Annotated in this window: 16 protein-coding genes and 1 pseudogene; 6 read left to right on the forward strand and 11 right to left on the reverse strand. The window is 40.3% G+C overall.

Annotation, left to right across the window (positions count from 1 at the left end; genetic code table 11):
* Positions 1 to 58 precede the first annotated feature (58 nt).
* The 7 genes from OM90_RS10535 to OM90_RS10565 form a co-directional block, all read right to left on the reverse strand.
* Positions 59 to 760: a hypothetical protein gene (locus tag OM90_RS10535; protein WP_058486852.1), complete on the reverse strand. Its 702-nt coding sequence runs from the start codon at positions 758 to 760 to the stop codon at positions 59 to 61.
* Between the two features lie 104 nt (positions 761 to 864).
* Positions 865 to 1,239 carry a hypothetical protein gene (locus tag OM90_RS10540; protein WP_058486853.1) on the reverse strand — a complete coding sequence of 125 codons (375 nt, stop codon included), beginning with the start codon at positions 1,237 to 1,239 and terminating at the stop codon, positions 865 to 867.
* A 78-nt stretch (positions 1,240 to 1,317) separates the two neighbouring features.
* Positions 1,318 to 1,503 carry a hypothetical protein gene (locus OM90_RS10545; RefSeq protein WP_058486854.1) on the reverse strand — a complete coding sequence of 62 codons (186 nt, stop codon included), beginning with the start codon at positions 1,501 to 1,503 and terminating at the stop codon, positions 1,318 to 1,320.
* A gap of 89 nt (positions 1,504 to 1,592) precedes the next feature.
* Positions 1,593 to 1,796: a hypothetical protein gene (locus OM90_RS10550; protein WP_058486855.1), complete on the reverse strand. Its 204-nt coding sequence runs from the start codon at positions 1,794 to 1,796 to the stop codon at positions 1,593 to 1,595.
* A gap of 471 nt (positions 1,797 to 2,267) precedes the next feature.
* Positions 2,268 to 3,821, reverse strand: coding sequence for a restriction endonuclease FokI C-terminal domain-containing protein (locus OM90_RS10555; protein ID WP_058486856.1), 1,554 nt, complete (start codon positions 3,819 to 3,821; stop codon positions 2,268 to 2,270).
* Between the two features lie 13 nt (positions 3,822 to 3,834).
* The gene (locus tag OM90_RS10560; RefSeq protein ID WP_058486857.1) at positions 3,835 to 4,887 is read right to left on the reverse strand and encodes a DNA cytosine methyltransferase; all 1,053 of its coding nucleotides are present in this window, start codon (positions 4,885 to 4,887) and stop codon (positions 3,835 to 3,837) included.
* Positions 4,888 to 4,889: 2 nt separating this feature from the next.
* Positions 4,890 to 5,111, reverse strand: coding sequence for a helix-turn-helix domain-containing protein (locus OM90_RS10565; protein ID WP_058486866.1), 222 nt, complete (start codon positions 5,109 to 5,111; stop codon positions 4,890 to 4,892).
* Between the two features lie 328 nt (positions 5,112 to 5,439).
* Here OM90_RS10565 and OM90_RS10570 point away from each other — a divergent pair, with 328 nt between their 5' ends.
* The 3 genes from OM90_RS10570 to OM90_RS10580 are packed head-to-tail and all read left to right on the forward strand — an operon-like array spanning position 5,440 to position 7,065.
* Positions 5,440 to 6,036 (forward strand): recombinase family protein, encoded by a 597-nt coding sequence (locus OM90_RS10570; RefSeq protein ID WP_058486858.1) that lies wholly within the window; start codon positions 5,440 to 5,442, stop codon positions 6,034 to 6,036.
* Positions 6,037 to 6,088: 52 nt separating this feature from the next.
* The gene (locus OM90_RS10575; protein WP_058486859.1) at positions 6,089 to 6,562 is read left to right on the forward strand and encodes a hypothetical protein; all 474 of its coding nucleotides are present in this window, start codon (positions 6,089 to 6,091) and stop codon (positions 6,560 to 6,562) included.
* A 2-nt stretch (positions 6,563 to 6,564) separates the two neighbouring features.
* Entirely contained in the window at positions 6,565 to 7,065 is a 501-nt protein-coding gene (locus tag OM90_RS10580; protein WP_058486860.1) for a hypothetical protein, read from the forward strand.
* A 277-nt stretch (positions 7,066 to 7,342) separates the two neighbouring features.
* Here the strand turns inward: OM90_RS10580 and OM90_RS10585 are convergent.
* The 4 genes and pseudogenes from OM90_RS10585 to OM90_RS10600 all read right to left on the reverse strand — a co-directional run.
* Positions 7,343 to 7,684, reverse strand: a pseudogene (locus tag OM90_RS10585) (manganese catalase family protein); the annotation flags it as partial.
* Between the two features lie 58 nt (positions 7,685 to 7,742).
* Positions 7,743 to 9,338: a recombinase family protein gene (locus OM90_RS10590; protein WP_058486867.1), complete on the reverse strand. Its 1,596-nt coding sequence runs from the start codon at positions 9,336 to 9,338 to the stop codon at positions 7,743 to 7,745.
* Positions 9,339 to 9,590: 252 nt separating this feature from the next.
* Positions 9,591 to 10,061 carry a hypothetical protein gene (locus OM90_RS10595; protein ID WP_058486861.1) on the reverse strand — a complete coding sequence of 157 codons (471 nt, stop codon included), beginning with the start codon at positions 10,059 to 10,061 and terminating at the stop codon, positions 9,591 to 9,593.
* Positions 10,058 to 10,654: a recombinase family protein gene (locus OM90_RS10600; protein WP_058486862.1), complete on the reverse strand. Its 597-nt coding sequence runs from the start codon at positions 10,652 to 10,654 to the stop codon at positions 10,058 to 10,060. The genes OM90_RS10595 and OM90_RS10600 overlap by 4 nt, the downstream gene beginning before the upstream one ends.
* Positions 10,655 to 11,394: 740 nt before the next feature.
* On the opposite strand from OM90_RS10600, the gene dcm reads away from it, so the two are divergent.
* The 3 genes from dcm to OM90_RS10615 all read left to right on the forward strand — a co-directional run bounded on the left by dcm (position 11,395) and on the right by OM90_RS10615 (position 17,012).
* On the forward strand, positions 11,395 to 13,506 hold the full coding sequence (gene dcm / locus OM90_RS10605) for a DNA (cytosine-5-)-methyltransferase (RefSeq protein WP_242860897.1): 2,112 nt from the start codon (positions 11,395 to 11,397) through the stop codon (positions 13,504 to 13,506).
* A gap of 532 nt (positions 13,507 to 14,038) precedes the next feature.
* A complete protein-coding gene (locus OM90_RS13555) occupies positions 14,039 to 14,503 on the forward strand; it encodes a helix-turn-helix domain-containing protein (RefSeq protein WP_058486864.1) in 465 nt (154 codons plus the stop codon).
* Between the two features lie 4 nt (positions 14,504 to 14,507).
* The gene (locus OM90_RS10615; protein WP_058486865.1) at positions 14,508 to 17,012 is read left to right on the forward strand and encodes an HNH endonuclease; all 2,505 of its coding nucleotides are present in this window, start codon (positions 14,508 to 14,510) and stop codon (positions 17,010 to 17,012) included.
* The last annotated feature ends 343 nt before the right edge of the window (positions 17,013 to 17,355 follow it).

Consider the following 17,355-nt stretch of genomic DNA (forward strand, 5'->3'; position numbering starts at 1 on the left):
AAAGATCATTTTCAACAGGATAATGAGTAAAAAACTACATTCTTAAATGATCAAAAAGTTACATTTTTAACTTGACATTTATATTCTTCGTTGTAGTAGGGGTTATACGCTTTGGCCGAGGTATCAGGTTCTTTGATTTTAAGTCTCGGTAGACGTGCTGAATTTCTTTTATAGAGAGGGGGTAACGTAGTGCATGGCGTTCTACTGCTTTGCCTTTACGCTTTGCGTCATCTGGAATGTATGTGAGAGCAGAGCCTGCGAATAAATCTGCTAAACGATTGAGTATCTTACCGTGCAGGTTGTTCTGCTTCTCGGTTGTGGCTTCAAGGTGCTGGTCGTCGTTGACGTTGCCTGTTTGATGATTAACACTGAAATCGTTGAAATAACCTGTATTTATTAGGTATTCAATATGTTCTGGACTTCTCTGGCTGATAAAACCCACCAAGAAAATTGCTGTGTGCTTGCCGATTGCTTGATGCTTGCTGTCGCTTGGGTCGATTACAAAGGGAACGGTTGTCCATTCGCCTTTGGTGATTACCTCATAAAACCGCTTGGTGCGGGTGTTGTAGTGTCCTATACGTGCGTAAGTTGTGTCGACGATGATAGTATGAGGATTTTTAATACTTAAATCGCTAAAAATGTAGCATTGGCCGATAAAACCTGCGAGTTGTTGGAGTTCTGGGGGTGCAGGCTTTAAGGTTTTTAGAATCTGTTGAACTTGTTGGGTAATACGTGGGGTATTATTGATACCACAAGCCATAATCTTAGCCTCCTTTCATTATGATGATGGATTATGAGGGTTTTACAGGGAGGCGGTATTACTGGCCGCCCCTTCGACGAATAAAACCCTCTGCATTAGTTTACTTAATAGTAGTACACATACTTTGTAATTGTCCAACCTGTTGGGGTAGCTGCAACTACAAGCCGGAAGTTATCATCAAAAAATGCGACTAAGTCGTTGTATGTCCAGAGTCTGTCATCCTCATCGGGGGCAATATCCCAATCAATACCTACATTATCGTCGTGGGGTTTGGTACGCCATGTCGAACGGTAAATATCTGCTCCATCATCTGTTTGCCCTACCAGCTCTATGTCCTCGACCTCAAATTTTTCAGGGTTGTTTATAACCTCGAGTACTTTGCTTGAGTCCAGATTTTTTCTGCTCATATCTTGATATACTAACTGCGATTTAGCGTGCTCCACGCTTAGAGCTAAGTGTTTTAACTGTATATTTAACATAACTTAATACCTCCATTTATTTGTATTTTATAGGGTCGGAGTGTGTTGGCCGACCCTTTGGCGGATAAAACCCTCTGACTACTTCTTTTTGCCGTACTTACTGCGACTGAGAGGTACATCTTTTATGATGTTTCCGTCAGCGTCGATGTAGCTCACACGCTTACCTCCCATGACATACCTGACAATCACAGTCGTAGGGATGAGTTTGCCATTGGCATTTGCCACATATACGTTTTGGTCTACGATTTCGCCATCTTTATACATAGTGCTTTCCTCCTTTCTTGGGCGTTGGGGTAGTGCGGGTGGGGCGGTGGGTGATAGGCCGCCCCTTTTCGGATAAAACGTGCTGCTGATTAGTAACTATTTTTAAGGCTATCAAAAAGATTGTGACGTGCATACTCATCGAAACTTCTATACCCATATTCTTTCATCTTGAAGCTGACTACGGCAGGGTCAAAGTCGATGCGTCGCACCATGCGGTCAACTGCAAACTGGTTGATTTTAGTGTTAATGTATGCTATAATTTTTTTGATAAGGGGTTGTCTTGTACATCCCATAAATCTTATCCTCCTTTCTGGGGGTTTTGGGAGAGTGCACTTTGGCGGGTGGCTCTCCCTATTTATTTTTGGTTTGTTTTTACTTTCTAATTATATTATACCCATATATGTAAATTTGTCAACAACTTAAGTAAAGTCATGTAAAGTTAAGTAAAGACAAGTTAATAAAGAGTAAAGAAATGTAAAGACAAGTACAGTTTATTATTGACGACTAAGGTAAAGTAAAAAAGTTGAAATTTTTTTTAAAAAAATTTGTTAATTGAAGGAAGCCCGATGTAGTCGGATAAAACCCTCTGAAAGAAATTTAGGACGCTTCTAATCGAGCTACAAGGCGTTTGAAGATAACTCTTGAGGTTTTGGTCGACTTGGACTATAAAAAATTGATGTGGATTGATGTCGCAAGAATTTTGATAGGTAAAAACATACCCCTTAGCAAATAACTGCTAAGGGGTATTGTGTTAAGTATTAAGACTATAAGTCAGCTAATAAAACCTGTCTATCCAGCGATAGAATATCTTTAAGCCTTGCGTGATTGTATCCTCTCTGAGAATACAAATCTACAAGTGTAATCACATTGGATACACTGATAGCTGACCCATGAATATGTGTTTCGTCTACGATTGATTTTATCTGAGCATTGATGGAGCTTCCAAAGCCTCCAGAAATGTAACTGAAGAAGGCTAAGGGGTATTGCTGTCCTGAACGATACCTTGGAATATAATTATGTACCATTCTATTTCTGTGGTCGTTGCTGATTGTGTACTTGCTATATGCCTTATTATCTATAATCCCAATAAAACCTTCTTGGTCCGATAGAACCAGTACATCCGGTGTCAATCCCTGAGGACCGATATGTTCCGCTCTTAAATCAAAGGCGTTTTTGAATAGTTCTACCGTTGCGAGCTCAAACTCAGTAGCGTCATCACGTCCACGGAAGGCCATGTCAAAGTACTCAGTCATAAAAGAGCCGATTGCTCCACGGGGATATAGTCTTAAAAGTGTTTCCTCAACAAGTTGAGCGTCTATACCAGTCATATCAACTATCTTATCTATAATAGCAGTAGTGATTTTACCAATAGGTGTCTTAAGCGACTCTGAAATAAATGCTTGCTTAATCTTTTGCTCGGCTATCATCTTATGTGTTACCGTCCTCGTAGCTGTAAGATTTCTTGTGTCTTTTGAATGTTTCGGGTCGATACCATATTTCCTTTGGAAATACTCATGTTGCTCTGGTCTATCAATAAACGGAGGAGTGACAGATAAAATGCTCTGAACTTCGTCACGCTTATCATCTAAAATAACCAGTTGCCCATCATCATTTCTTTTTGCCAGCTGCGTATATTCAATCCAATTTACTATAGTGTTTGCAATGTCTGTAAGGTGGCGAAATGGATATGCGGGATTCACCTGCCCTTTAGATGGTTTGTATAAATCGAAAAAGTCAGGCGACAAGCAGCTATCCCCGTAATTTCGAAATTGAAGCAGACGGTTTACAATCCTTTCGTAGCACTCATCCTTTTCAGTTTCAGCCTCAGTTATAACTATCTTCGCAATTTCTTCCTCCGTTAAGTAGTATCCTAAACGGCTGTCGGATAAAAGCCGCAGAAGAAATCTGAATGGTCTTATTTTAAACCTTGGAGAAACTTGAACACCTCTACTTAAGGAGAAGGAGGATGGAAACTGGTATTTTAAAATTTGATGTTTTAAAACCTCCACAGGTGACTCACCAGCCATAATCGCTTCCCCAGCTAATGTCAGTTTTAGTTTGCCAGTCGATTCCTGTATAAAGATAAGACCAAGACTTACAACCCAAGCCTTATATGTCCTTGCTCCGCCACCTGTCTGGTCTCGGCGTTCACCAATTCTTTTTAACCCTGCTTGTTCCAATGCTTCTTCTAATGAAAGGTGAGTGCCTCGCTGACCTTGCCATTCTTCGTCAAGTGCCTGCTCAGCAAAGGTACTCAGTACCTCTGGTATTGAATTCAGTTTTCGCTTAGGTCTTGTAACCCACCAATAATTCAGCATTTCTTGTCACCCCTCACTCTAATAAATTACATGGTACGCTTTCGTATGGAATACCTGCGAAAGTTTTTAGTACAGCCTCAAAAATGACTTGTGCCCCTTTGCATGGTACAGCCATACCTATCTGCCTGCGTACAGACTCTTTACTACCGATAAAAACAAAATCGTCTGGGAAGGTTTGTAGTCTTGCTCGTTCTCGGTTTGTCAATGCTCTCGGCTCAGCATAGTGGTATATGTGAGTGCCGCCACCACCACTACCTGTAACCGTATAAGCAGGTTTATCAGGGTCCAGTCTTTTATAAATCTGACTTAACTTCGCACCTTGCACATTTAACCTCAGATGTTCAGGCAATTCTGCTGTCCAAGCATTTTCTCCTGGCTTAATATGTTTTAGCCTTTCTACTACGATTGCAGATTGCTTAGTTAGTTCATGATTCGGTGCATCTGCTGGTATTGGGGGATTTTCAAGAGCAGTTCTTACCGAAACATCTATGTCTTTGTAAGGTTCAGATGATGGCACTTTATACTCGTATGGCAAGTCTTTTCGTATCCCTATTATAATCACCCTATGCCGTGCCTGCGGTACTCCGTATTGCTCAAATTTATATAGGTGCGGATAAATCTTATAACCTGCTTGCTCCAGCTCGGATAAAATCATTTCAAAAGCTTTACCCTCGTTAGCTGACCGTATTCCTCCCACATTTTCAGCCAAAAACCACATTGGCCTATGACTTTTAAGGGCTTTTACACCATAAGTATAAAGAGGTCCATAAGTACCGTTTATACCTTTCTGTTCACCGACTAAGCTATAATCGTTGCAAGGAAACCCAAAGGCCAATGCATCTATGGGTGGCAGGCTATCTATATCGAGTTTCCTCACATCTTCGCAGATTACGGTTTCAGGATGCTGAGGGCATATATTGTGAATGTATGTATCACACGTTGAACGGTCGTAATCTGTTGCCCACTGATGGATTATACCAAATTCCTCATTGTCTATTTTTGCTTTCATGGCACCGTAGGCCAAGCCCCCCGGACCACAAAACAATTCTCCTAACTTGAATTTCATCTTTATGCGTCTCCTTTAACTTTATCGCCGTTGCTTAAAATGAAGTTTCGCTCAAACTTAGCATCGACAGCCTCAGCTATTTTTTCTAACTCAGCTACAGTAAAACTCTCTCTCTTTAGCTTAGCATTAAGATTCTGAGGTGACTGTCCAAGCCTCCGAGCCAATTCGGCTGTGCTTATATTTGCTCTAACACAAAGTATCTTAATCTGTTCAGATATTCTCATTACCATAGCACCTCCTATGATAAGCACTATAAATAGTATAAACTTTTTAGTTTATAAAATCAATTAAAATATTAAGCTACGAATAATTTATTTTAGATATTTAGAGAGGTTGAGTGAGGCAGGAAGCCCGATGGCATCGGATAAAACGCTTGACTAAAGGTTCTGGTCCCGGTATACCTAAAGCTAAAGTTATCCGTAAAAGTATGTTTTGTTTGCGGATGTTCGTAAATAGGCCGATAGAACTTTTACGGATAAAAAGCATACCTGTTTTGCGTTGTACGTAAAAGTATACTTTTTCGTGCACTGTGATTTAAGGGAGGTGTTTGATATGGGTAGAGTGTACGGTTATGCAAGAGTCAGCAGTACAGAGCAAAATTTAGACCGCCAGATTGAAGCACTTGTCGCTTATGGAGTAGAGGACAGACACATCATTACAGACAAGATGTCTGGTAAAGACTTTTCACGCCCCGGATATATGACACTTAAAGAGCAACTGCTACGGTCTGGGGATGTCCTTGTAATTAAAGAGTTGGACAGACTTGGTCGAGACTACGAGGCAATTAAAAATGAATGGCATGAACTTCGACAGATGGGCATCGATGTAGTCGTAATAGATATGCCGATGCTATCGACGGCCGACAAAACAGACTTGGAGAAAGTTTTGATAGCAAACATCATTTTTGAGCTTTTATCATACTTGGCCGAGAAAGAGCGTGTGAAAATCAAAACCCGTCAAGCCGAGGGCATCGCCGCAGCCAAGCAGAAAGGGGTTAAGTTTGGACGCCCCAAGGCTAAACTTCCAACTGGCTTTGCTGAGGAGGTACGTAAGTGGCAGGCTGGCGAACAAACAGCCACGGAGACAATGGCAAAGTTGGGACTTAAAAGAACAACTTTTTACAAGTTAGTTAAAGAGGTATGTATTTGATGACTATGTGCCTTAACTGCATTGAACTATTTGATTTAAGGGAGGAAGTTAGATGGAAACGAATTCAAGATTATACTGCATGGAGTGCAGGCAGTTTGTACCCGTTAGAGACGTGCATGACTGCCCATCTGAGTACTTCGCAGCCGTGGATAGAGAAATGGTAGGAATTGTTGATAGGCTGTATAAGATGGGGATTACGCCTATGATAGCGGTCTGGTCTGCGATTGATATGGGCGATATAAAGGACTGCGAGTATCTGTTGACGGTAAAGGTAGACATTGAAAGGCGAATAAGCGAAGCTGTTCTGGGGGAATTGCCCTCAGGCTGGAAATATCATTGGGAAACGGTTACGGCAGACATGTCGGAGTTACATATGATTGCTTATGTTGAGCATTGGTATAATTTCGGCTTCGACGGTGAGAGCGTGGAGAATAGAATTGGTGAGCTAATAAAGGAGTTTGAGGCGTTTCTTGATACTCGTGATAGCGAGGCTGTGAAGGCTCTATTGCTGCTGATGGAGGTGTGAATATGGAGGTTTTAAAGGTGAACGAAAAAGATATTTATTTTCCGTATATAAAAATCAGTCAACAGAAAGACTACTGCATGATTTGTCGTAAATGGGTCAATAACGGCGTTAATCATAAATGCCCGATAAAACATCGTGCGCTTATTGATGATAATATGGTGGGGATTGTTGACAAGCTCTATAATCTTGGGATAGTGCCGATGATGGCAATGTTTAATCTTGATAGCACTGGTAAGACTCCTGAAGCTTACAATGTCAATATCATTATTGATTTAAGCGAACATTTAAGATGTGAAGTACTGGGGGCTTTGCCAGTAAACTGGCAATATTGCTGGGATGAAGGTGGAATACACGGACTGGAGTATACTGATTGTCGTGATAATCTGGATGCTGAGAGTGCGGATGAACAGGTAAATGCGGTCATTAAAGAGTTTGAGCAGTACTTGGATAGTAAAGACGCTGAGGGAGTTAAGTCTTTGTTGCTACTGACGGGATGTCAGTGAGCAGGAGCTTGCGGATAAAAGACTCCATGAAATAGTTTCTTCTTATTTAATAGGCTTACGATTATTCGTCACTGCCTTTTTTGACATGGATAAAGAAGTCAGATACCATATGGATATTCACAACCCAATAAAACTACAAAAATAACCGCTATCTTAGTAGCCCTCTGTGCCTTCAGAGAGCTAATAACATTTATCGTGACTGTTGTATAAGATATTTATGGTATTATTAAAACTCGATGTATGTACTTATTTTACTGGTTTTATATCCATTGTCATCTTAACGATTAGTTTCTCCAAAACGTTGAAAGTGAACAACTTCTCTTTCTCTTAAAAATCTTAAAGCGTCGGTAACTCCAGGGTCATTACTTAGATTTATTAAATGTTCATAGGTGGCCCTGGCTTTTTGTTCTGCAGCCATATTTTCATGAATATCTGCAATGGGATCATCCTTCGAATTAATAAATGTAGCAGTCCATGGAACTCCAGCAGCGTTATGAGGAAATGGACTTCTACCATGATTTGCATAATGAGCTTCAAAAGGAGTACCTTCTATTTTAGATTCAGGAATATCTTTAGTTAGTTGATAAACTATACTTCCTATAATTTCCCAATGAGCAAGTTCTTTGGTTCCATTAAGTTATCAGTGATTTCCGAAAAAGACTTCAAACCCTTGTATATCAAGGGTTTGAGTCTGGTAACCGTGGGTATAAAACTAACTCAAAATCGTCAGGTGACGTATGCCATCTACCACCTTTTTTCTTGGTATATACAACCTTCTCTAACACCTCTTTTAGTAGGTCATTTTTGGCCTGCGGTGTAGGTAATGCGTGATAAGTTTCAATCAGTTTCTCGACTTTTGGTATTATGACTTTACGGGCTTCTTCTCGTTGTTCTTCCTTCGCAAGTTTGTCCTGCAAATCTTTATAGTCCTTCTCGGCTTGTTTTATTCGCTCGTCAAGTATCTGTGACCTTTGCTTATATTTATCAATATCATACACACCTTGCTCCAGCAGGTCATCAAGATTAGATTGTTGTGTGCGTATTGTTTCAATATTTTTTTCGAGTTTTATTAGCGACTTATGAGCCATATCAAGAGCCGAGTTTGTTGCCTTCTTAGGCTTATCATCGATATTCCATATCAGCTTATAACCGGCCAACCAATCCTTAAGTCCCTCAAGTATCTTTTCCTCAACTAAATGTAGGTGCGAACTAACATTATCGCACGATGTTACTGGACACATTAAGGTGTCAGGATAATCATTACCGTAGGGACGCCTTACCATTTTGCGTTTGCATACACCACACACTACTAACCCTGCAAGCGGGTTTTTAACGACATTCCGTTCGCTTATTGGCCTTGCTGGATTTTGCTTCATAAATTCTTGTGCTTTGTTAAAAGTCTCCTCGCTGATTATCCCTTTATGTAAGCCGTTAACGAGTATGTAATCATCAGAGCGGGGTCTTTGCACGGTAATTTTTCCATCCACCAATTTTTTGTTCGTCCGACGCCAATACCACCTGATTTTCCCGGCATACGCTGGATTTATCAGTATGTCTCTAATGCTAGGGACAGTCCAGACATCACCTTTACTAGGACGAATTTTAAGCTCATTTAGCCGTCTTACAATTAGTGATACCCCAAGCCTTTTGGTCGTGCCATCAGGCTGTTTCTCGCCAGCTGTATACCACTCAAAAATCATTCTAACTACATCAGCTTCTTCAGGTTCCTCCTCCAGAGTATATCCTTTTTGCCCGTGAATTTTTACCCGTTTATAGCCATAGGGCGGTTTGTTTCCCGGATATTTACCCTCTAAAGCTGAGCGTTTGCGGCCTTCTTGTAGCCTGCGTGTGATGGTCTTTAGTTCACGCCTTGACATAAATAACCCGAACTCAAAGTACTCCTCGTCGAATTCGTTGGTCGGGTCATAGATTTTATTTGGGGTTATTATAAGAGTTTCGCTATATTTGAAAGCCTTAGCCACTCTCCCTTGGTCTGATGTATCACCACGGGCTAAACGCTCTACCTCCATAACAAGCACTCCACGCCACATCCCCTGTTCTACCTCTTTAAGCAGTTGCTGCATGACTGGACGTGCTTCAATAGTTTCACCAGACACTACCTCACGGTGGACGCACTCCACAGTAAGCCCATTACGCTCAGCAAGTTCCCATAGAGCTTTTTCGTGCCGAGCCAGCGTTTCCTCTATGCTTTCAGACTTTATATCATCGTCCTTGCGGGATTTACGCAAGTACATACAGTATTTATCCGCCATAACATCACTCCCTAAAATCATTAAAGCCGTATCACCTATATATGTGCAATCATATTATACCATAAATAATAACAAAGCTTACACGATTTTATTCGGCCTGCAACGAATTTTACCATTGAACTATAAGAGTGAAATATTTTTCACTTACATAAGAAAGCCTACGATGAGAAATCGTAGGCCAATTTAATAGTTTCATTCCACTAGCCCTCTTAGCGTTTTTCTACTCTTTTCTACTCTGAGAGGGTTATTCTTTTATCCGCAGCCTGCAAGGACAATCAAGGACTTACAGGCGTCAGGGTCTTTTCCTTCCAGCCAAGTTTCAAGATTGCTTATTGAAATTTCTTTCTGGAAGTCGATGCTTTCTTGGTCGCACTCACTGGGAGGGTGTTCAATCGTACACGTAAGCACAGCGACTGGCTCTCCCAATGCGTAGCCATCGTACATAGGATATTCGTCAGTTAATTCCCAATCAGGCGGGAGTTCATTAAACAAAGCCTGCAGGTACAATTCACTGAAGCCGATTTCAAGTTGTGTGAGCTTACCGTCTTGGTCTTTATCTGTATAGCATTTAGCGTAAGATACCTTAAAACCTCGATGTATTAGCATTTGTACAATCCTTATAAGTTCGGCACTTACGCTGATTGTTTTATTGGTACACTTACAGCAAGGCTTCGACCAGATGTCGCTGTAAAGCTCGTAGCATGACGGACACATTGTCATCATACACACCCCTCCTCGTAAATGGCCTTGTATTTGTAAGCCGATTGTCTGCTAATACCACAGACCTTTGCCAACTCTGTAAGCGTTAAGTCTCCTCTATTGTATAGAGGATAGTGGCGTAAAAACACTATAGGAAGGTTGTCAAGTGTAGTCTTAGGCCGTCCAATCACAGCACCCTTCTCTCGAGCGTTAGCCATTCCCGACTTAACACGATGGCTCGTTATTGCAGCTTCAAGCTCCGCAAACACACCCCACATCAAAACCATACCCTTAGTCATCGGGTCATCCTTGCTACAATCTATTTCCAGACCACCAATGATAAGTTTTATTCGCCTCGCCTGAGCCATTTCAATGATTTCGCAAAGTTGCTTAGTAGACCTCGATATTCGGCTAACCTCTGTTGTCGCTATTGTATCGCCTTCCTCAATTCTTTCCATTAACTTTTCCCATTCGACTTTAACGAGCTTTCTGCCACTTACATACTCAAAATAGATGTCCTTATCCTTGACCCCAAGTTTCTTTAATTCCCTACGTTGGCGGTCAATATCCTGACGGCTCTCATCTGTCGAGCATCGACAATACCCGTATATACTCATAGTCAATAACCTCCCTTAAAACAAACTACGATACCCTCGGTCTGCATATCAAAAACTCTATATTGTCAACAAAACCCCTCCTTTAATTTCTTTGACATTTTCGCCTCTATATTCCGCATAAAATCCGTCCACATCGACCCTTCTGAGTTGTCAACGAAAAGAATTCTTTTCGTTGACACGACTCTACCGGGCCACGAACCTATAGTCAATAGGTATTTTTCAGTTCTATCCGATACCATCGAGCTTCTTGCGTCAGGTAGTCATTTTAACCTTTATTAAAGACGCAATAAAACATACCCCTTAGCAGGGTTAGGTTTTTCTGCTAAGGGGTATATTTTTGCCTATCGAAATTCCATCGACATCAACACACGTCAATTTTTTACATTCCAAGTCGACCAAAACCTCAAGAGCCGACTTCAACATCTTTGTAGCTCGATTTAGAACGTCTTTAATTTCTTTCATCAAGTTTTAACCGACCCTATCAGGCCTCCCTTTAGCCAAACAAATTTATAAAAATTTTTGCGATAAATTTACCACTTTAAATCCAATTTCTAAATATTATTTCGGATTTAAATTGTGAGCATAGATGCTAAAATATAAATAAATTAATAAACATGTTTTATAAAAGAATTAGCATAGAGTACAGCAAATGTAGTAATTTCAACTATTATAAAGATTTATCTTTTTAAAAAGTAATTTTATGATATAATAACTTACAAAAGAAAGGTGGTAGCGTGAACTTGAAGTTTATAGATTTATTTGCTGGTATAGGTGGTTTTAGGTTAGGATTTGAACGAGAGGGTTTTGAGTGTGTATATAGTAGTGAAATAGATGAACATGCTTGTAGTGTATATGAAGCTAATTTTGGAGTAAACCCATATAGTGATATAACAAAAGTTGACCCAAAAGAAATTCCAGATTTTGATGTGTTATTAGCAGGTTTTCCTTGTCAAACATTTTCTATTTGTGGTAAACAGAAAGGTTTTTATGATACTACAAGAGGAACGCTTTTTTTTGATATATGTAGAATATTAGAAGCAAAAAAACCTAAAGCATTTGTATTAGAGAATGTTAGTAATCTTGAGAAACATGATAAGGGTAAAACATTAACTATCATGTTAGATAGCTTACATGAGTTAGGATATACAGTAAATTATAAAGTTTTAAATGCAAAAGACTTCGGTGTACCTCAAAATAGAGAGAGAATAATTATAGTAGGTAGTATAGATGGTTTTTTATTTGATTTTGAAAAATTAGAAAAAAAACCTGTTATATCAATGAAACCTTTTTTGGATAAAGATGGAAGCTTTGATTACCTAAATGAAGATGAGTATACTTTAATAGATAAAAAGTATATAAATGTTCAGAAATCTGGATTAATATTTGTAGGATATAGAAATAAAAAAATTAGAACAGTAGGGGTTAGACCTGGAACAGAACATTTATCAAGGGTTCACAAACAACCTAATAGAATTTATTCTGCAGAGGGGATACATCCTACAATAGCATCACAAGAAACAAGTGGAAGGTACTGGATTTTAGTGGATGGGAAAGTAAGAAAATTAACACTTAATGAGTGTTTTCGATTTATGGGTTTTCCAGAAAACTTTAAGAAAGTTGGGACCATAGGTCAGTTGTATCTACGAGTAGGTAACAGCATATGTGTAAACATGGTACAAGCTGTTGCAAAAGAAATTAAAAATCAATTCTTCACAAAGGGGGTAAATGTTGAAATGACAGAACCAATGCAGTTCCTTGAATCAATATATCAAGAAGCAATAGCCATGAAAGATATTAGCGAAGCAGGTTTAACAAAAAAACAGTTGGATTGGGTAAATGCTATTGTAGAAAAAGAGGAAACACAAAAAGGTGTTTTTACAGTAACATTTACAAGTTTAACTTATAAATGTCTACATCCAGAGCAAGATGTTCGATTACATCAAGCAAATATGGAAGGTGGGTATAGCGGAAGAACTTTTGATACTAAATATGTTACACCTTTCTTAAAGAGCAAGAGGTTTTATGGTGCAATGAAAGAGAGTGGTTGGTTGACAAGAAGTTTGGAACAAAATATTCCATACCACAAAGACTTTCCAGGTAAGATTAGTAATAAAAAAGTAAAGGAAGCATTTTTAAATATATTAGATGACATAGAAACAAATAAAGCAGACCCTAAAAAGTATTTAAAAGCAATAATTAAAGGTAGTGTAGTTGAAAAAAGTAAAAAAGCCTTGGTGTTAATAAACCCAATAGAAGCTGAAACCAAATTAAGTATTAATGATATAATGTTATATTTACATAGACACTTTTATTATAAATACAAAAGCAGAGGTGCTTCTATACTTCCAGTTTTAGCCTTATATAGTGTGTATGAATGTATAGTAGAGGAATTAAAGAGGTTTAAGGGTAAAAAATTAGATGCATTAGCATCACATACAAGTAGTGATAGAAGTAGTGGTGCAACAGGTGATATAGTAGTAAGAAATGAAGATGGTAGTTTATATGAGGTAGTAGAAGTAAAATTTGATATTGCACCTGATAGTATCATGATTGAGGATGCGTATAAGAAAATAGCAACAACGACAATCCAAAGATATTATGTATTAAGTACAGAAAGTCCAATAGATGAGGAGTATGAGAAAATACAGGCAGTTGTAAGTAGAATAAGAGAAGAGCATGGATGTCAAGTAATTATAAATGGGGTTTTTCCGACTTTAAAATATTATCTCAGATTATTAGAGAATACTGATAAATTTGTTGAAAGGTATCTTTATAATTTAGCAAATGACCCTGAAATCAATTATGAGCAAAAACTTGCTTGGAACATTATAACAAATGAGGAAAATGATTAAAATGGTTAAAATTGTATTTAAGCAACCTTAAACCATAATGAGGTAAGTAATTTATTGAAATCCTAATGATGACAATTCTATCAAATGACAAAATATAACATATATCTTCTTCCCTCACATAGTCAAGTATTTCCTTTAACTTTGGACGATTAGTGGTTTACACTTTTGCTCAATAAAGTTTAATCCACATAAATCTATAGAAACAGTCCTTATCCAAGGGCTGTTTTTCTTATCCAAACCTCTCCAATCGCTCTACAACCGCCTCAACACCCCTCCTTAGTACCATAACTACTGCCCCACCTAAAACCCCGCACAACGCCCCCAGACGCCTAAATAGCATAGTCTGGCGGGTTTTATCGGGGTAAAAAATTATTATTATCCAGACTTCCCACACAATGTAGTACCCACGAGTTGTGTTGCCATACATTGTATTGCCAATACAATGTAGTACCAATACAATGTATTGGCAAACTCTTGACAAACCATACATTGTATGGTATTATATAAATAAATCAGATAAGGATGTGATAATATGGATACTACACTAAGTGTAGCGGATAGGATACGCACAGCACGCAAGCAGGCAGGATTAACCCAACAACAACTAGCCAGTCATTACGATATACCTTTACGCAGCCTAGAGGCATGGGAGCGAGGTTTGCGGACACCTCCTGAGTATCTAGTAAATCTGCTACTACGCTGCCTAGAAATTGACTTCCCTTCTGCGGGTTCTACTGCAGAGCAGAAGGATTTATCCGCACCGTCCAGCCCCAAAACTACAATGTACACTGATACTATTGGCAGACCACTAAAAGAGCCTGTACTATCGGCCGTGATGCGTGCCTACGCTGACGGCAAGGTACAGGACTTAGGCAATAGTACCGTAGACTATGACGGTAATTATCGGCCAGACCCTAAAGGTAGGTTATATATGGTCTTAGAGCCAGATAAATACGGGTTAGATATGGGTTTAACTTTTTACGTAAAGGAGGTCTAATCTTATGACTACAATTACAGAGCTTAAAGATATGCTTGACATTTTAAATATTGACACCTTAAACCAGCTCAACACCAGCATTATCCACGAGGAGCCATATAGCTGGGGGCGCACTCCGCTACTAAAGTATGCCCCAGAAGCCTTAGCCGACTACGCAGATGCTATTTATCGGCACGTCATCGCACCCCTCGACCCAGACACTGCTACAGACGACGACCTCAACCTATATGTTGCCCAGTACCTCACTTTTTATGAGCAAGCAGAAACTGCCTTTGCATCGGCCAGTGTAGACCTTGCCCATAGACTGCTTACCATCAGTCGGACACCGATTAAGCCTGACTTACCGCCCAACTACATCGACGAGGGTGATAACGTCTACGATTTAATTTCCGATTATTTTGCGGGCAACTCTTATGACTTGTACCCACATTTTAACCATATCCTCTACTCCTTCCTGTCTCCGCTACGACGCCCAGACCTCATTGCACACGACCAACGCCTAATCGACCTTGTCAAAGAGGCAGACGAGCTTATAGCCCCTCACAACAAAGCTCTCAGTGCTTTTATCGGGCGTGAGCTTAAGCGATTACAGTCAGCAGTCAAAGACCGTATCAGATACACCAAACTAAAGCCTGCGGACATAGACACGCTAAAACGCAACCATCACCGCATCCCAACAGACGACTGGCAATCCATCAACCAAGCCATCAACACACAGTCTTTATCGGCCTCCATCTTAAAACTGATAAAACGCACCCTGCAAGAGCTTAAGACTGCACCACCAGCTAAGCCAGCACCCACAGCAAAGCCAGCGATGTCTTTATCCGCCTACACAACGCACTTTTTAGACTGTCTAGAGTCTGCCTACACCAAGTTGATGGCTAAGAGAGCCAACGCCTATGCTAACGGTGTCACTCCTTTGGACGACATTATCGCTGGATACCATGAGTCACAGCGAGCCATCAACCAAGGCATTGACCTATCAGGCATAGAGGATGCACAGGCAAAGGGCAGGGAGTTTTTCAGTCATTTTAGTAATTTAAGGGCGATTTTAACGACCTGCTTACAGATAGACCTATATACACTCTCAGTAGATAGCGTTTTTACACCTGACGCATTAGCCCACGGCGTTATACAGGGCATACTTGCATTTACCGCTAAACTCAGACCACAGTTTAAGGCACGCAGTCTTGTCCTAATGTATGACCGTCTTGCCGAGGAGTTATATAGCTCTATCAGCAGGCATACGTGCGGTTTTGCCGATGCACTGCCTCTGCCAGACATCGCACCACTGTCAGACGACGCCGTAGCCAACGCACCCAAAGCTCCCCGCATTACTGACAGCAAGCCGTTGCCCTTTGACTTGACACAGCCTATACAGGATATACTCAGCACCCTTGGGGCAGATGTAGTCACCACAGACACCGTGGTTCTATCCGCACCTCTCGACCCCAGCAATCTTATGACTGTCGACGACCCAACTCTTAAAAACATAGCCTGTCGCTTAACTGGCATGGACTCAGCACCGTACCTACTTGATGGCGGCCTGCTAATTTACAATCCCAAGACAGACCAATATCTAAAAGTCCTGCCCACCATACGAGAGGACGGCTACGCAGACTACGTATTTACTGCCTACAACATCAAAGCCCTAAAAGACCGCCTCAACGGCTTACAAAGCCTTTTATCGGCCGACCCAAGGTATCGTAGTAGTCTGTCACCATGTATCACCCATATCCCGCAGGGCGACCCTGTAGCACGTCAAAAAGCCATTAAGGATATGCAGGAGTTGGCCGACATACTGTTAGCTCAAGTTAATGACCTCTACAAGTACGATGCTGATGATTATGATGGCGATACCGATTATGTTGTCACCAAACGCACCATACGTCAGATAGTCCAGACCCCGTACTACAGGCTGTTTTATCTGTCTGCACATCGGCTTGCTGCCTACGTCTACTATCCTAAGGATTACTCGACGTATATAGCAGCCAAACCGACCGACCCTATAACGGGCAAGCCATTGGTCTACCATGTCCATCACAAGGATGGGTGCCGAAGCAACAACTGCCCAGAAAACCTTGAAATCGTACCTAAGCAGACAAACGACACAAGAAGGAGTACCAGTCGACCAGTGATTTATAAAGGCATACGTTATGACTATCTTAAGGTGTACTGTGAGGATACAAATGCAGGAGCATATGATAAGCTTACGAGCCGTCTGGCATCGTTATCCACCACAACACCTGTGATATACAATGGCAGGGTCTATACGATAGATGTTGCGGGCATAATTGCTGTCACAGACGATGAAAGCATTCCTGTAATCACGTATAAAGACAGTGTCTACGCAAATCCCAAGGCGTTTGCCGACGCCCACAAACTGCCTTATAAGAGTCTCCACAATGCCCTCAGTAAGGCACGTAAAGAGGGTAAAGTCAGGTTTATGTATAAGCAGTACAATTTTCATCTGGATAATAATGGTTATATAGTAGCAGTATCTAAATAAAATGAGTGTGTTAAGCCCTAAACCCCGTATTTATTGGGGGTTTAGGGCTTAAAGATAGATTAAGGTAAGCTGACCTTAATTTCCATTTCTCCGTATCCAATTTCTAAAGATTTTATTTACTTTTACATGATTTTTATTTAATTTTTAGTTCTCCTGTCCAAAATACCTCAAAATGAGCTACTAACCCCGATGACATCGGATTTAACCTCAAAAAATGGATTAAGGTAAGTCGCCATATATATATATAATAAAAATTCAAAGTGTGACTCTACCTACCCAAATACCTATCCTTAATATCCAAATATACCAATATATTCTATTATTCTATTGGCTATATCCAAAG

The organism is Defluviitalea phaphyphila, assembly GCF_001466305.1.
Taxonomy (GTDB): Bacteria; Bacillota; Clostridia; order Lachnospirales; family Defluviitaleaceae; genus Defluviitalea_A; species Defluviitalea_A phaphyphila.